Annotated in this window: 15 protein-coding genes; 9 read left to right on the top strand and 6 right to left on the bottom strand. The window is 62.3% G+C overall.

Annotated elements, in window-relative coordinates:
• Nucleotides 1-4: 4 nt before the first annotated feature.
• The 6 genes from ACSQ2A_RS03645 to fabD all read right to left on the bottom strand — a co-directional run bounded on the left by ACSQ2A_RS03645 (nucleotide 5) and on the right by fabD (nucleotide 5,760).
• Nucleotides 5-889 carry a YicC/YloC family endoribonuclease gene (locus ACSQ2A_RS03645; RefSeq protein ID WP_436071109.1) on the bottom strand — a complete coding sequence of 295 codons (885 nt, stop codon included), beginning with the start codon at nucleotides 887-889 and terminating at the stop codon, nucleotides 5-7.
• Entirely contained in the window at nucleotides 886-1,998 is a 1,113-nt protein-coding gene (gene mltG, locus ACSQ2A_RS03640; protein WP_295410531.1) for an endolytic transglycosylase MltG, read from the bottom strand. Before mltG ends, ACSQ2A_RS03645 begins: the two co-directional genes overlap by 4 nt.
• 150 nt (nucleotides 1,999-2,148) lie before the next feature.
• A complete protein-coding gene (gene fabF, locus ACSQ2A_RS03635) occupies nucleotides 2,149-3,417 on the bottom strand; it encodes a beta-ketoacyl-ACP synthase II (RefSeq protein WP_436071108.1) in 1,269 nt (422 codons plus the stop codon).
• 18 nt (nucleotides 3,418-3,435) lie between these two features.
• Complete coding sequence (locus ACSQ2A_RS03630) at nucleotides 3,436-3,672, bottom strand: acyl carrier protein (protein ID WP_035083768.1); 237 nt, start codon at nucleotides 3,670-3,672, stop codon at nucleotides 3,436-3,438.
• 359 nt (nucleotides 3,673-4,031) lie between these two features.
• Nucleotides 4,032-4,769 carry a 3-oxoacyl-[acyl-carrier-protein] reductase gene (gene fabG, locus ACSQ2A_RS03625; RefSeq protein ID WP_436071107.1) on the bottom strand — a complete coding sequence of 246 codons (738 nt, stop codon included), beginning with the start codon at nucleotides 4,767-4,769 and terminating at the stop codon, nucleotides 4,032-4,034.
• 40 nt (nucleotides 4,770-4,809) lie between these two features.
• Nucleotides 4,810-5,760, bottom strand: a complete 951-nt coding sequence (fabD, locus tag ACSQ2A_RS03620) for an ACP S-malonyltransferase (protein WP_436071106.1) — start codon at nucleotides 5,758-5,760, stop codon at nucleotides 4,810-4,812.
• A gap of 366 nt (nucleotides 5,761-6,126) precedes the next feature.
• Between fabD and rpsF the strand changes: the two genes are divergently transcribed.
• From rpsF to ACSQ2A_RS03575, 9 genes are all read left to right on the top strand, one after another.
• On the top strand, nucleotides 6,127-6,525 hold the full coding sequence (gene rpsF, locus ACSQ2A_RS03615) for a 30S ribosomal protein S6 (RefSeq protein ID WP_295410539.1): 399 nt from the start codon (nucleotides 6,127-6,129) through the stop codon (nucleotides 6,523-6,525).
• Between the two features lie 18 nt (nucleotides 6,526-6,543).
• Nucleotides 6,544-6,798, top strand: coding sequence for a 30S ribosomal protein S18 (rpsR, locus tag ACSQ2A_RS03610; RefSeq protein ID WP_035083777.1), 255 nt, complete (start codon nucleotides 6,544-6,546; stop codon nucleotides 6,796-6,798).
• Nucleotides 6,799-6,895: 97 nt separating this feature from the next.
• A complete protein-coding gene (gene rplI, locus ACSQ2A_RS03605; RefSeq protein WP_367178578.1) occupies nucleotides 6,896-7,462 on the top strand; it encodes a 50S ribosomal protein L9 in 567 nt (188 codons plus the stop codon).
• 98 nt (nucleotides 7,463-7,560) lie between these two features.
• A complete protein-coding gene (locus ACSQ2A_RS03600) occupies nucleotides 7,561-8,163 on the top strand; it encodes a hypothetical protein (RefSeq protein ID WP_436071105.1) in 603 nt (200 codons plus the stop codon).
• A 185-nt stretch (nucleotides 8,164-8,348) separates the two neighbouring features.
• Nucleotides 8,349-9,833, top strand: a complete 1,485-nt coding sequence (locus ACSQ2A_RS03595) for a replicative DNA helicase (RefSeq protein WP_295410543.1) — start codon at nucleotides 8,349-8,351, stop codon at nucleotides 9,831-9,833.
• Nucleotides 9,834-9,835: 2 nt separating this feature from the next.
• Entirely contained in the window at nucleotides 9,836-10,963 is a 1,128-nt protein-coding gene (gene alr, locus ACSQ2A_RS03590; RefSeq protein WP_436071104.1) for an alanine racemase, read from the top strand.
• Nucleotides 10,964-11,035: 72 nt separating this feature from the next.
• Nucleotides 11,036-11,590 carry a DUF1697 domain-containing protein gene (locus ACSQ2A_RS03585; protein ID WP_436071103.1) on the top strand — a complete coding sequence of 185 codons (555 nt, stop codon included), beginning with the start codon at nucleotides 11,036-11,038 and terminating at the stop codon, nucleotides 11,588-11,590.
• On the top strand, nucleotides 11,590-12,990 hold the full coding sequence (radA, locus tag ACSQ2A_RS03580) for a DNA repair protein RadA (RefSeq protein WP_436071102.1): 1,401 nt from the start codon (nucleotides 11,590-11,592) through the stop codon (nucleotides 12,988-12,990). Before ACSQ2A_RS03585 ends, radA begins: the two co-directional genes overlap by 1 nt.
• Nucleotides 12,991-13,105: 115 nt before the next feature.
• Entirely contained in the window at nucleotides 13,106-13,738 is a 633-nt protein-coding gene (locus tag ACSQ2A_RS03575; protein WP_295410552.1) for a CvpA family protein, read from the top strand.
• Nucleotides 13,739-13,818 lie beyond the last annotated feature (80 nt).

Below are 13,818 nucleotides of genomic sequence, written 5' to 3'. Positions count from 1 at the left end.
CACTCTATTCGATGTTCTGGACTTGCTCGCGTAGTTGATCGATCACCGCCTTGAGGTCAAGACCGATGGCAGTGAGTTCCACGGCGTTCGATTTGGAGCAGAGCGTATTGGCTTCGCGATTGAATTCCTGGGCGAGGAAATCGAGGCGGCGGCCGACAGCGCCGGAGCCGGAGAGAAGCGCGCGGGCGCCGGCAATGTGGGCGCGGAGCCTATCGATCTCTTCCTGGATGTCGGCCTTGGTGGCCAGCACCAGAGCTTCCTGGGCGAGGCGCTCGGGCGAGATATCGGCTTCCTGGCGCAGGGACTGAACCTGCTGGGCGAGGCGGGCGGAAATCGCTTCGCGCGAACGGCCGGGATGGGCATCGGCGCGCTCGACGAGTTCGGCGATGGCATCGAGTTGGCGAGAGAGGATTTCGGCGATGCGGGCGCCCTCCTCCAGCCGCGATTGCTGCAGCGCGGCGATGGCCTGACGGATAGCGGACATCAGGACGGGCTCAAGACCCTCCTCGTCGATGTCGCTGCCTTCCTCGACCACGAGCACGCCCGGCAGAGCCAGGATGCCGTCAAGGCTGGGGCGACGGGCATCGACGCGGTCCGAGAGCGCCGCGATGGCGGCGAGGATGGTTTCGAGCGCCGCGGGATTGACCGAGACGGCGCCAGTCGCGCCCTGGCGGTCGAGCGACAGGGTGGCATTGACCGAGCCGCGGGAGAGGGCCTGGCTCAGCGCCTGACGGATCGGGATGTCGAAGGCGTCGAGGCCGGAGGCGAGGCGCGTACGGATATCAAGGCCGCGTCCATTGACCGATTTCAGCTCCACGCGGAGGCGAGCCGGGCCGAACATGGCGTCGGCCCGGGCATAGCCGGTCATGCTGGCGAGGCGGGAGGTCACTGGCTGGAGCCTTCCGTGCCGTTGGCTTCTTCGGCTTCTAGGGCCTGGCGCGCAGCTTCGGCATCGGTTGCTGCCTGTTCGGCCGCTTCGCGCTCGATCTCGCGATAGCGGGCGACGTTCTGCTGATGCTCGGCATAGGTCTCGGCGAAGACGTGGCCATCGCGCGGCGAGGCGCCCTTGGCGACGAAGTAGAGATAGTTGTGGCTATCGGGATTGGCGACGGCGCGCAGGGATTCGATGCCGGGATTGGCGATGGGCGTCGGGGGTAGCCCGTCGATCTGATAGGTGTTGTAGGCGGTCTTTTCCTCGATCTCCGAACGGCGCAGGCCGCGCTCGAGCGTCGATTGGCCCAGCGTGATGCCATAGATGATCGTCGGGTCGGACTGAAGGCGCATGCCTTCCTTGAGGCGGTTGACGAAGACGGCGGCGACCTGCGGACGCTCTTCGGCAACGCCGGTTTCGCGCTCGACGACGGAGGCGAGGATCAAGAGTTCGGCGGGGCTAGCCAGTGGCAGATCGGCCTGGCGGCCTTCCCAGGTCTCGGCCAGCGCCGTGGTCATGGCGGCCTGCATGCGGTCGATGACCGACTGGCGGGTATCGCCCGGCAGATAGTCGTAGCTGCCCGGCAGGATCGAGCCTTCTGGCGGCAGGTTGTCGATGGTGCCGGTCAGGCGATCGTCGGCATTGACGCGCTGCACGACCTGCCAGGAGGTCCAGCCTTCGGGAATGGTGACGGCGTAGCGGATCGGCGTGCCGGTGGTCAGCTCGCGCAGAATTTCGGACATGCTGGCATGGGCGGGGATGGTGAAATCGCCTGCCTTGACCGTGGTGTTCTCTTCGACGCGCGCGCCGAACTGCCGGAAGATCAGCGAATTGGTGATGAAACCCTGCTCTTCGAGACGGCTCGCCGTGGTGCTCAGCGTATTGCCGCTTTCGACGCGGAAGACGCGCTCTTCGGTGGATGGACCATCGCTATAGTATTGCTGCGCCACGAAGAGAAAGCCGCCGCCGACCACGACGAGGCCGATGACGAGCAGGGTAAGCAGGGCGTTGAGCACATCGACAAGGCCATTGGACGAGCGGCGGCGGCGTTTACGGCGGTCGTTCATCTAAGGAATCACCTCATGGCCAGTCAGCGGGTATGCCGATCTTGTTGTTATAAAGCGGCAGGGCGGCGGCATTGTTTGCAATGGATTTGAATAAAAACAAGGGGCACGTCGCTTGGTCGAGCGACGTGCCCCTCTTGCAAAGCAAAAAAGTCAGGCGACCTTGCGCATGACCAGCGTGGCATTGGTGCCGCCAAAGCCGAAGCTATTGGATAGGGCCACGTTGATTTCCTTCTTCAGTGCCACCTTGGGCACCAGATTGATCGGCGTCTCGACGGAAGGATTGTCGAGGTTGAGCGTCGGCGGAGCGATGCCATCGCGCATGGCGAGAAGGCAGAAAATCGCTTCAACCGAACCAGCGGCACCAAGGAGGTGACCGATGGCCGACTTGGTCGAGCTCATCACGCGGCCTTCGGCAGCAGCGCCGAGAACGCGGGAAACAGCACCCAGTTCGATTTCGTCGCCGAGCGGCGTCGAAGTCCCGTGGGCATTGATGTAGTCGATATCGGAGGGCGAAATGCCTGCACGCTTGACCGCCGCGCTCATGGCACGGAAGCCACCATCGCCATCGGGCGCGGGTGCGGTGATGTGATAGGCATCGCCCGAAAGGCCATAACCGATCACTTCGCCATAAATTTTGGCGCCGCGAGCCTTGGCGCGCTCATAGTCTTCGAGCACGACAATGCCGGCGCCTTCGCCCATGACGAAACCATCACGGTCCTTGTCGTAAGGACGGGAAGCGGCGGTCGGGTTGTCGTTGAAACCGGTCGAGAGCGCACGCGCTGCGGCAAAGCCTGCCAGCGAGATGCGGTTGACGCAGCTTTCAGCACCACCCGCAACCATCACATCGGCATCACCCAGCGCGATCAGGCGGGCCGCATCGCCAATGGCGTGCGCACCAGTCGAGCAGGCGGTGACGACGGAATGGTTCGGCCCCTTGAGACCGAAACGGATGGAAACATGGCCGGAAGCCAGGTTGATCAGACGACCCGGAATGAAGAAGGGGCTGATACGGCGCGGGCCTTTTTCGTGGAGGGTGATGGAGGCATCATAGATGCCGCCAATCCCGCCGATACCCGAGCCGATCAGAACGCCGGTGCGCTCCTGCTCTTCCTGCGTCTTGGGTTCGACCCCGGCATCCTGGATGGCCTGGGTGGCAGCGGCCATGGCGTAGACGATGAAATCGTCGACCTTGCGCTGTTCCTTGGATTCCATCCACTCGTCGGGATTGTACTTACCATCGGCATAATCACCCAGCGGAATGCGATGGGCGATCTGGCAGGCAATATCGTCGACCTGGAATTCGTCGATACGCTTGGCTCCACTCTTGCCTGCAAGAATGTTGGCCCACGTGGCCTCCACTCCGCAACCAAGGGGCGTGACAAGCCCCATTCCGGTGACGACGACTCGGCGAAGTTCCATGTCTACTGCCCGTCCAGCTTAGCTGGTGGCCTTGGTCAGGAAGGAGACAGCGTCTCCGAAGGTCTGGATCGACTCGGCAGCATCGTCCGGGATTTCGACCGAAAATTCTTCCTCGAAAGCCATAACCAGCTCGACCTGATCGAGCGAGTCAGCGCCCAGATCGTCGATGAAGCTGGCCTTTTCAACGACCTTCTCGGCGTCCACATTGAGGTGTTCCACAACGATCTTGCGGACCCGATCAGCGACATCGCTCATATTTGACTTCCCTTTTTAGAAATCGAAGTTTCGTTTCGCTTCTTATTGGCGCGAAGCCAATTCATCAAGCTCGGTTTTGACTTGCACAGAGGCAATGTAAGCGGCCTTTTCGGCGCTCGCAAGGCGGACCGGCAAGGGTTAACGGGGCGCGAGTAGCATGTTTCCCTGAGGTTTGCCAGCAGCGAGAGGCGTGGTTTCCAAGGGTTTAAGGCTTTATTAACGGGGTACGGAGCGCAAGCCCATCACCGCGTCATCCCCGCGAACGCGGGAATCCCTCGCCCGCCGAAGAGATTCCCGCTTTCGCGGGAATGACGCGGGATGGAAAGGGATGCCCCCAGGGCGGGGAAGCAAGCCCTGCCTCAGATCATCGCCATGCCGCCGTTGACGTTGAGCGTGTGGCCCGTGACGTAGGCTGCGGCGTCGCTCGAGAGGAAGACGGCGCAGGCGGCGACTTCCTGGGGGGTGCCGAGGCGGTTGGCCGGAATGGTCGAGAGAATGGACTCGCGCTGCTTGTCGTTGAGTTCATCGGTCATGGCCGAGGCGATGAAGCCCGGGGCGATGGAATTGACCGTGATGTTGCGGCTCGCCACTTCATAGGCCAGCGCCTTGTTCATGCCGATGAGGCCGGCCTTGGAGGCAGCATAGTTGCCCTGGCCGGGGTTACCCATGACGCCAACAACGGAAGAGATGCCAATGATACGGCCCCAACGCTGCTTCATCATGCCACGCAGTACGGCGCGGTTGAGATGGAAGGCCGCGGTGAGGTTGACCGCGATGACTTCATCCCACTCTTCATTCTTCATGCGCATGAAGAGATTGTCGCGGGTCATGCCGGCATTGTTGATGAGGATATCCACGCCGCCCATGACGGCTTCGGCGTCGGGCACGAGGGTGTCGACATCGTCCATCTTGGAGAGGTTGCACGGCAGGATCGGGCATTCCTTGCCGATCTGCTGGGCAGTTTCTTCGAGAGCGCCGACGCGGGTACCCGAGAGGGCGACGGTCGCGCCGGCGGCAGCCAGCGCCTTGGCGATCTCGCGGCCAATGCCGCCGCTGGCGCCAGTGACCAAGGCGCGCTTACCGGTCAAATCGAACATTTCTTCTCTCTCCCTTTGGAGATGACTTTATTGTTTTGTTTCAGGCCGTGACAGAGGCGACGAAGACGTCGATGTCTGCGGGACCGCCGACGGCCTGGGTGGCGAGATCGGGGGCAATGCGCTTGGCAAGGCCTGTGAGGACGCGGCCGGTGCCGAGCTCGACGAGTTCGGTGACACCGCCCTGCCCTGCAAGCCAGGTGACGCTTTCGGTCCAGCGGACGACGCCGGTGACCTGCTCGACGAGGCGCTGGCGGATTTCGGCGGGATCGGTGATCGGGGCGGCCAGCACGTTGGCGACAAGCGGCACGACGGGCGCGTTCATCTGCACTTCGGCGAGCGCGGCGGCCATGGCTTCAGCGGCGGGCTGCATTAGCGAGCAGTGGAACGGCGCGCTGACGGGTAGCAGCAGGGCGCGCTTGGAGCCCTTGGCCTTGGCGATTTCGACGGCGCGTTCGATGGCGGCGAGAGCACCGGAGATGACGACCTGGCCGGGCGCATTGTCATTCGCAACCTGGCAGACTTCGCCTTGCGCGGCTTCTTCAGCAACAGCGCGGGCGGTGTCGAGGTCGAGACCGAGGAGCGCAGCCATGGCGCCGTGACCGACAGGCACGGCCTTCTGCATGGCCTGGCCGCGGGTGCGGAGGAGACGGGCCGTATCGGAAAGAGAGAAGGTGCCAGCGGCGCAAAGGGCGGAATATTCGCCCAGCGAGTGGCCGGCGACGAACTTTGCGTGCTGGGAAAGGCTGACGCCGCGGCTTTCGACGACGCGGAGCACGGCAATGCTCGAGGCCATCAGGGCGGGCTGGGCGTTCTCGGTGAGACGCAGAACGTCTTCCGGACCTTCGAACAGGGTCTGGGAAAGCTTTTCGCCCAGCGCTTCATCGACTTCGTCGAAGACGGCGCGCGCTTCGGGGAAGGCATCGGCCAGTTCCTTGCCCATGCCGACGGCCTGACTGCCCTGGCCGGGGAAGGTGAAAGCTCTGCTGGTCATGACGACGTCTCCGAGGTTGCGGACATTGCGAGGCGTTTGCCGAGTGTAGATAGAGGAGTCAAGCAATCTGCCCGATGATTCTGGGAAAGACTCCCGCGGCAGTGCGATTTTTTGGAGGCAAAGCGGCCCAAAGGCCCAGCTTCTAAGCGTGACACTTGCGTTGGGGGCCCTTCTCCTCTATAGCCGCCGCAGCAATTCGTTTGGCCGGGGGCTGAACGGAGGGTTTTTTCGTTTGAAAAGATAGGACCGTAAACGTCCGGCCTCCCGTGTTCCCGCTCTTTGCAAGACTGCTTTGACGCCTTTCCGGCTTCGAAGGGGCTCCGCGCCAGCGAAATGCGTATGACAACTGAAAGGAAGGCGCATTCAATGGCCCTTTACGAACACATCTTCCTGGCTCGCCAGGACGTTTCGCAGCAGCAGGTTGAAGAACTGACCGCTGCGCTGACCGAAGTGCTGTCCCAGGGCGGCGGCAAGGTCACCAAGAACGAATACTGGGGCCTCAAGGGTCTCTCCTACCGCATCCGCAAGAACCGCAAGGCTCACTACACCCTGCTGAACATCGAAGCATCGGCTCCGGCCGTTGCCGAAATGGAACGCCAGATGCGCATCAATGAAGACATCCTGCGCTTCATGACCGTGCGCGTCGACGAGCTGGAAGAAGGCCCGTCCGCGATGATGCAGAAGCGCGATCGCGATGACCGTGATGGTGGTGGCCGTGGCGAACGTGGTGCCCCCTCGGGCGACCGTCGTCCCCGCCGCTTCTAAGATAAGGAACGCATAGCCATGGCTATTAAAGACCTCACCACTTCCCAGGCCCGTCGTCCGTTCCAGCGCCGTCGCAAGACCTGCCCGTTCTCGGGCGAAGGCGCACCGAAGATCGACTACAAGGACGTCCGTCTGCTCTCGCGCTACGTTTCCGAGCGCGGCAAGATCGTCCCGAGCCGCATCACGGCCGTTTCGGCCAAGAAGCAGCGCGAACTGGCCCGTGCCATCAAGCGTGCTCGCTTCATCGGCATCATGCCCTACGCTGTGAAGTAAGCTTCGGCTTCACTTCCAAAGAAATACCCGCTGGGGTCGCGGATGGTCCGCGGCTCCTAACCGTTCGAAAGAACGGGACAGCCAAAGGAATAAAGACATGAAAGTCATTCTGCTCGAGCGTATCGGTCGCACCGGCACCATCGGCGACGAAGTCAATGTGAAGGACGGCTTTGCCCGTAACTTCCTCCTGCCCCAGGGCAAGGCTCTTCGCGCCACCGAAGCCAACCGCAAGCGTTTCGAAAACGAACGCGCTCACATCGAACAGCGCAACGAAGAGCGTCGTAACGCCGCTGCCGGTATCGCCGAAGGCCTCAATGGCCGCACCGTGGTGATCATCCGTCAGGCTGGCGAAACCGGCCAGCTCTATGGTTCGGTCGCTGCCCGCGACGTCGTGGAAGCCCTGGCCAACGATGGTTACATCGTCCAGCGCAACCAGGTCGACCTTGCAGACCCGATCAAGTCGGTCGGTGTCCACACCGTGCCGCTGATCCTGCACGCCGAAGTCGCCGTGACCATCACCGTCAACGTCGCCCGTTCGGCTGACGAAGCGACCCGCCAGGCCCAGGGTGAAGACGTCACCGTCCACACCTTCGAAGCTGATGACGACGGCGATTTCGCCGCCGGCCAGAAGGACGCTGCTGCGGACGACCGTTTCGAAGAGTAGTCTCTTCGGACTGCCAAGTTACCAGAAAGGCCGGACAGATTGTCCGGCCTTTCTTTTTGCGCCATGCTGCCCGGCACAACATGTCGGGGATGGCTCTTATGCGTGTGTTCCTTGCATTGATGGTGCCTCTGGCCGCGCTCGCCCTGCCCGCGGCGGCGCAGGAGGCGGGCAAGACCAAGGCGCCGCAGCTGCCGCGCACCTATATCGAGAGCATCGACAGGAGCAGCAGCGAGGCGGTGCTGCGCGGTTTTGTCGAGGCCTATGCTGCCGAAGACTACTACCGGGCCTGGATATTGCTGAGCCCGGAGGCAAAGACGGCCTTCTCCAACAAGCTCTTCGAGTTCAACGAGGCTCAGCTCTTCCCCGGCATGGAAGCCGGCACCGGCGCCTTGGGGCGACAGACCACCGATGAAATTGGTCTCGACATCCTCAAGGAGGTCAACCTCGAAGGCGCGCTCCTCTTCGATCGCACCATGGTGCACGCCAAGGCCGAAGGGCTGCTGCCGTTCGATCTCGAGCCCGGCGCCTTTTCGAGCGCGACATTCGAGCGTGACGACCAAGGCAGATATATGATCGAGGCCAAGGGTGAGCCGGCTGTGGTGCTTATCTCGACGATAAAACTCAGCGACGGAAGCTGGCGTGTCGAGCGGGTGGTCTGGGCGGCTTCGGACCCCGAGGCGCGTCCTTGGGGCCTTAAATAGACCTTCCAGACCGACTCATGGTCGCCATGCTGATGCCTTCGTGCCGTGCAACACACGATGGTCACTATCCCCGTTGTTCACAGAGTTCACACCTCGAAAAGAATCTTAACCCCTTGAGGGATAGGCCGGTGGGACTCCGACCACTCCCCCGTGGTTAGAAAGGTTAACACCCCCCGAGGATCACGATGGCTGAGATCGCACGGCTTCACCCGGCCGAAGACAAGTCGTTTCGCGTCGCCCCCCACAATGTGGAGGCCGAACAAGCCCTTTTGGGCGCTATCCTGATCAACAACGAAGCCTTTTACCGGGTCTCGGATTTCCTTGAGCCGGAACACTTTTATGAGCCCGTGCACCGGGACATTTATGAGATCACCAGCAAGGTGATCCGTGCCGGCAAGTCGGCTGACCCCACCACCATCAAGACCCACCTGCCCGACCAGCTGCTGCCCGAAATGACCATGGCGCAGTATCTGGCGCGTCTGGCGGCTGAAGCGACCACCGTTATCAATGCCGGCGACTATGGGCAGGCCATCTATGACCTCGCCATTCGCCGCAGCCTGATTCTCGTCGGCGAGGAGATGGTTTCGGTTGCCTATGAGTCGGAGGTCGAAATGACCCCGAACCGGCAGATCGAAAAGGTGGAAGGCGAGCTTTTCCAGCTGGCCGAAAAGGGTCGCTACGATGGCGGCTTCCTCAGCTTCGGTACGGCGCTTAGTGCGTCCATTCGTATGGCGGGCGAGGCGTTTCAGCGTGATGGCGGCCTTTCGGGCGTGGCGACAGATCTGCACGATCTCGATCGGCAGATGGGTGGTTTGCAGCGCTCGGATTTGATCGTGCTCGCCGGTCGTCCCGCCATGGGCAAGACCTCGCTCGTGACCAATATCGCCTATAATGTCGCCAAGAACTGGCGCGGCGAGGTGACGCCGGACGGGCACAACAAGACCGTCAATGGCGGTGTCGTCGGCTTCTTCAGCCTCGAAATGAGTTCGGAACAGCTGGCGACCCGTATTCTCGCCGAGCAGGCGGAAGTGTCGTCTTCCGACATTCGCCGCGGACGTATTCACGACAGCCAATTTTCCAAGCTTGTCGATGTGTCGAACATGATGAGCAAGGTGCCGCTCTATATCGACGATACGGGTGGTCTCAGCGTGGCGCAGCTGGCGGCGCGCGCGCGGCGCCTGAAACGGCAGAAGGGGCTCGACCTGCTCATTGTCGACTACCTGCAACTGCTCTCGGGTTCGTCGAAGGCATCGAGCCAGAACCGTGTGCAGGAACTGACCGAAATCACCACGACGCTGAAGGCACTGGCCAAGGAGCTGGAAGTTCCGGTGATTGCGCTCTCCCAGCTCTCCCGTCAGGTGGAAGCGCGCGACGACAAGCATCCTCAGCTAGCGGATTTGCGCGAATCGGGTTCTATCGAGCAGGACGCTGACGTGGTGCTTTTCGTTTATCGCGAAGAGTACTATCTCAAGAACAAGGAACCCAAAGAGGGCACGCCAGAACACATTACCTGGCAAGGGGAAATGGAGCAGGTGCACGGCAAGGCGGAAGTCATCATTGCCAAGCAGCGCCATGGCCCTACCGGAACCGTGCAGCTGAGCTTTGAGGCCCAGTTCACACGCTTCGGTAACCTCGCTAGGGCAGACTATCTGCCCGAACGCATGGAATAGGTATGAAGCTGACCTCGGGCCTCGGGAGCCAACTGACTGTCGATCTCGGGGCACTCGCCCGAAACTGGAACGCCCTCGACAAGGTGAGCCAAGGTGCGCTGACGGCTGCGGTCGTCAAGGCTGACGCCTATGGCACCGGTATCGAAATGGCGGCGACGGCGCTTTATGCGGCTGGCGCGCGCTTCTTCTTCGTGGCGACGCCTGATGAAGGCATTGCCGTGCGGACGGCCCTGCCCAGCGCCCATATCTTCGTGCTCAACGGGCTCTATCCGGGCGCAGCCAATCTCTACATCCGGCAGAACCTGATGCCGGTCATTTCCTCGATGGATATGTTGGAGGAGTGGCTCAACAAGTGCGTCGAGCGCAACGAGGCCTATCCCAGCGCTTTCCATTTCGACACCGGCATGAACCGGCTCGGTTTCAGGCTCAATGAGGCCGTCACCGTGCGCGAGCGCATTGCACGGTTGAGCTATGCGCCGCAGATGGTGATGAGCCACCTCGCCTGCGCCGATATTCCGAGCCACGAAAAGAACCGCACGCAGCTGGCGCTGTTCGGTTCGGTGCTGAACCAGTTTCCGGGCATTCCCGCTTCGCTCGCCAATTCGGCGGGCTTGATGACCGGACGCGACTATCACTTCCAGATGGTGCGGCCGGGCATTGCGCTTTATGGCGGCCGCGCCGTTGTCGGGCGCAAGAACCCCATGGCGACGGTGGTGACGCTGCATGCGCCGGTGTTGCAGGTGCGCGAGGCGCGGACTGGCGAAACGGTGGGCTATGGCGCCTCCTATTCACTCTCGCGCGACAGCCGACTGGCGGTGATCGGGCATGGCTATGCCGACGGCTTCCTGCGCTCGCTCTCCGGGAGCAATGCGCGGCCGGGCGCCAAGGTGTTTGTGCGCGGAAAGCTCTGCCCGGTGGTGGGCAAGATTTCCATGGACCAGTCCATCGTCGACATTACCGAGCTGGGGCCGAACCTGCCGAAGCCCGGAGAGGGCGTCGAGATCTTTGGGCCCAATGTCGGCCTAGACGAGCAGGCTGATGTGGCCGGCACGATCGGCTACGAACTGCTGACCGCTCTCAAGGGGCGCTACACGCGCAACTATGTCGGCAATGGCTATCTGCCGGAATAGTTTGTTCTCTGTTCGTTCTTGAACGGGTGGGGCAAAGCTGTTAGCGTCCCACCAACAAGGAATCGACCGGATTTGGCGCTGACATTAAGCACATATGTGATCCTGCTGCGCGCCATCGGGCCGGTGACGCACAAGCTCATGACCATGGCGCAGTGGCGCGAGGCGTCAGAAGCGGCCGGGTTCGTGGCGCCGGAAACGCTGGTCAATACGGGCAATATGATTGCTGGGTTCGATGGGACTGAGGCGACGGTCGTGACGACGACGGTCGGCGTGCTGCGCGGCTTCGGGCTCGGGGAGAACGTCGTGCCCGTAGTACGAAAGCCGGCGCTGCTGCAAAAGCTGATGAAGGCCGATCCCATTGCCGAGGCGGCGGCGGAGCGGCCGAACCAGACCGGGGTCTATTTCTTCGCCAGCAAGAAGCCGGATTTCGACTGGCTGAAGCGCCATGACGGGCCCGAGACGGTGCATGTGGTGCATGACCATCTCGTCGTCGATTTCACCCACGACGTGGCGCAATCCGGAAAACTCATCCGGCTGATCGACAAAAATTGCGGGACGAATACGGCCCGAAACTGGAACAGCGTGCGGCGCATCGCCGACCGGTGCGCAGCGCGAGAGAACGCATAGTGGCCAAGAACAAATCCAATTTCGTCTGCCAGTCCTGCGGCGCGATAACGACCCGTTGGCAGGGCCGGTGCGACGCCTGCGGCGAGTGGAATACCATTGTCGAGGAGCTGGTCGATAGCGGCATCGGGGCGGGTCCGAAGGCGGCGAAATCTGGCGGTCGTCCGGCCAATCTTCAGCCGCTGTCGGGGGAGACGGAAAGCGCCGCGCGTGTCGTGACGGGCATCGCAGAATTGGATCGCGTGACCGGCGGCGGCTTCGTGAAGGGTTCGGCGCTGCTGGTGGGTGGTGATCCCGGCATCGGCAAGTCGACACTGCTGCTGCAATCGGCGGCGGCGCTGGCCAACAAGGGCAAGCGTGTCATCTATGTGTCGGGCGAAGAGGCCGTGGCGCAGGTCAGGCTTCGCGCGCAGCGGCTAGGGCTTGGCGAGGCCGATGTGCTGCTGGCGGCGGAGACCAATGTCGAGATTATCCTGGCGACGCTGGAGAATGGACCGCCGCCGGACCTCGTCATCATCGATTCCATCCAGACGCTGTGGACGGACAGGGTGGAAAGCGCGCCGGGAACGGTGACCCAGGTGCGCACTTCTGCGCAGGCGCTGACGCGGTTGGCGAAGAAGTCGGGCGCGGCCGTGGTGCTGGTGGGGCACGTCACGAAAGACGGGCAGATCGCTGGGCCGCGTGTCGTGGAGCACATGGTCGACGCGGTGCTCTATTTTGAGGGAGATGCGAGCCACACGTTCCGCATCCTGCGCGGCGTAAAGAATCGCTATGGGGCGACCGATGAGATCGGCGTCTTTGCCATGACCGAGCGCGGGCTCGAGCAGGTGGCGAACCCTTCGGCGCTGTTCTTAGATCAGCGCGACCAGGACGCGGCGGGCTCGGCTGTGTTTGCCGGCATGGAAGGGACGCGGCCGATCCTCATCGAAATTCAGGCGCTGGTGGCCCCCTCCCCGCTTGGGACACCCCGACGCGCCGTGGTGGGCTGGGATTCTCAGCGCCTTTCCATGGTGCTGGCAGTGCTCGAGACGCGCTGCGGGGTCAGGATTGGCGCCAACGATATCTATCTCAATGTCGCGGGCGGGCTGAAAATCAACGAGCCTGCCGCGGACCTTGCCGTTGCGGCGGCGCTGATTTCGTCGCTGACCGGGTCGCCGCTCCCGAAAGAAGCGGTCTATTTCGGCGAAATCTCGCTGGCAGGTGGGGTGCGGCCCGTGTCGCATGCCGGGCTGCGGCTGCGCGAGGCGCAGAAGCTCGGCTTCCAGTCGGTGGTCACCGGGCGCGTCAATAACGTGGACAAGACGAACGGCTTCGAGGTCACGGAGTTTTCGCAATTGTCGGAAATGGTTGGGCGAATTGCGGCCAATGGCAAGAAGCCGGTGGCCGAGCCGGAAGGCTGGTAAGTTAAGAATCTCTGAAAGTTCGTGTTCCTCTGGCCCTCGTGGCCTTGGCAGGGGCGCGCAAAGTCGCTAATGGTCGCGGCAACAGGCCGACGGCAAGTGGAGCTAGCGAAGACATATGCTGACAGCGTTTGACGTTGGTGTGGGTGTCCTGGTGTTGATCTCGGCAATTCTGGCTACGGCCAGGGGCCTGACACGCGAGGTCCTGTCACTGGCGACCTGGGCCGGTTCGGCCGCCATCGCCATCTACATGTACCTCTACCACCCTGATATCGCGCAGCAGTATATCGCTGAAGAAATCGTGGCCAATATTGCCACCGTTGTCGTCAGCTTCATCGTTTCGCTGATCGTGCTGCACCTGCTCACCATGCGCATTGCCGATTTCGTGGTCGACAGCCGCATCGGGCCGATCGACCGCACGCTGGGCTTCATCTTTGGCGTTTTGCGCGGCATTCTGATTGCCATCGTCATCACCATTTTCGGCGTCTGGCTGCTCGGCACCAATCTGCCGGAATGGGCGAGCAATTCGCAGTCGCTGCCCTATCTCGACAATATGGGCAAAACCCTGATCTCCATGCTGCCTGAAGGGCTCGAGCAGCAGGTCAACGACATTCTGCAGGGCGGCGGTGCTGACCTGACTTCGGACCCCGAAGTTCCCGCAACGCCGCAGGAAACCGTGCCGGTCGACCCGACCGTCGATGGCACCGTTGACCCGACCGAAGCGCCGATCGAAGGCGAAACGCAGACCTGATCCGGGACGGGCGCCAAGCGCCCGCCTCAGGCCTGACGCCCAATTCTGTCATTGGTCGCCGGCCACAAAATGCGCTATTG

The organism is Devosia sp. LjRoot3 (assembly GCF_964252865.1).
Lineage (GTDB): Bacteria > Pseudomonadota > Alphaproteobacteria > Rhizobiales > Devosiaceae > Devosia.
The sequence above is the reverse complement of the archived record's forward strand: the minus strand, read 5'-3'. Positions and strand labels throughout refer to the sequence as shown.

Coding starts and splice junctions, on each gene's coding strand:
- mltG (WP_295410531.1), bottom strand. CDS start 1,998: ATGAACGACCGCCGTAAACGCCGCCGCCGCTCGTCCAATGGCCTTGTC.
- fabF (WP_436071108.1), bottom strand. CDS start 3,417: ATGGAACTTCGCCGAGTCGTCGTCACCGGAATGGGGCTTGTCACGCCC.
- ACSQ2A_RS03630 (WP_035083768.1), bottom strand. CDS start 3,672: ATGAGCGATGTCGCTGATCGGGTCCGCAAGATCGTTGTGGAACACCTC.
- fabG (WP_436071107.1), bottom strand. CDS start 4,769: ATGTTCGATTTGACCGGTAAGCGCGCCTTGGTCACTGGCGCCAGCGGC.
- fabD (WP_436071106.1), bottom strand. CDS start 5,760: ATGACCAGCAGAGCTTTCACCTTCCCCGGCCAGGGCAGTCAGGCCGTC.
- rpsF (WP_295410539.1), top strand. CDS start 6,127: ATGGCCCTTTACGAACACATCTTCCTGGCTCGCCAGGACGTTTCGCAG.
- rpsR (WP_035083777.1), top strand. CDS start 6,544: ATGGCTATTAAAGACCTCACCACTTCCCAGGCCCGTCGTCCGTTCCAG.
- rplI (WP_367178578.1), top strand. CDS start 6,896: ATGAAAGTCATTCTGCTCGAGCGTATCGGTCGCACCGGCACCATCGGC.
- ACSQ2A_RS03600 (WP_436071105.1), top strand. CDS start 7,561: ATGCGTGTGTTCCTTGCATTGATGGTGCCTCTGGCCGCGCTCGCCCTG.
- ACSQ2A_RS03595 (WP_295410543.1), top strand. CDS start 8,349: ATGGCTGAGATCGCACGGCTTCACCCGGCCGAAGACAAGTCGTTTCGC.
- alr (WP_436071104.1), top strand. CDS start 9,836: ATGAAGCTGACCTCGGGCCTCGGGAGCCAACTGACTGTCGATCTCGGG.
- ACSQ2A_RS03575 (WP_295410552.1), top strand. CDS start 13,106: ATGCTGACAGCGTTTGACGTTGGTGTGGGTGTCCTGGTGTTGATCTCG.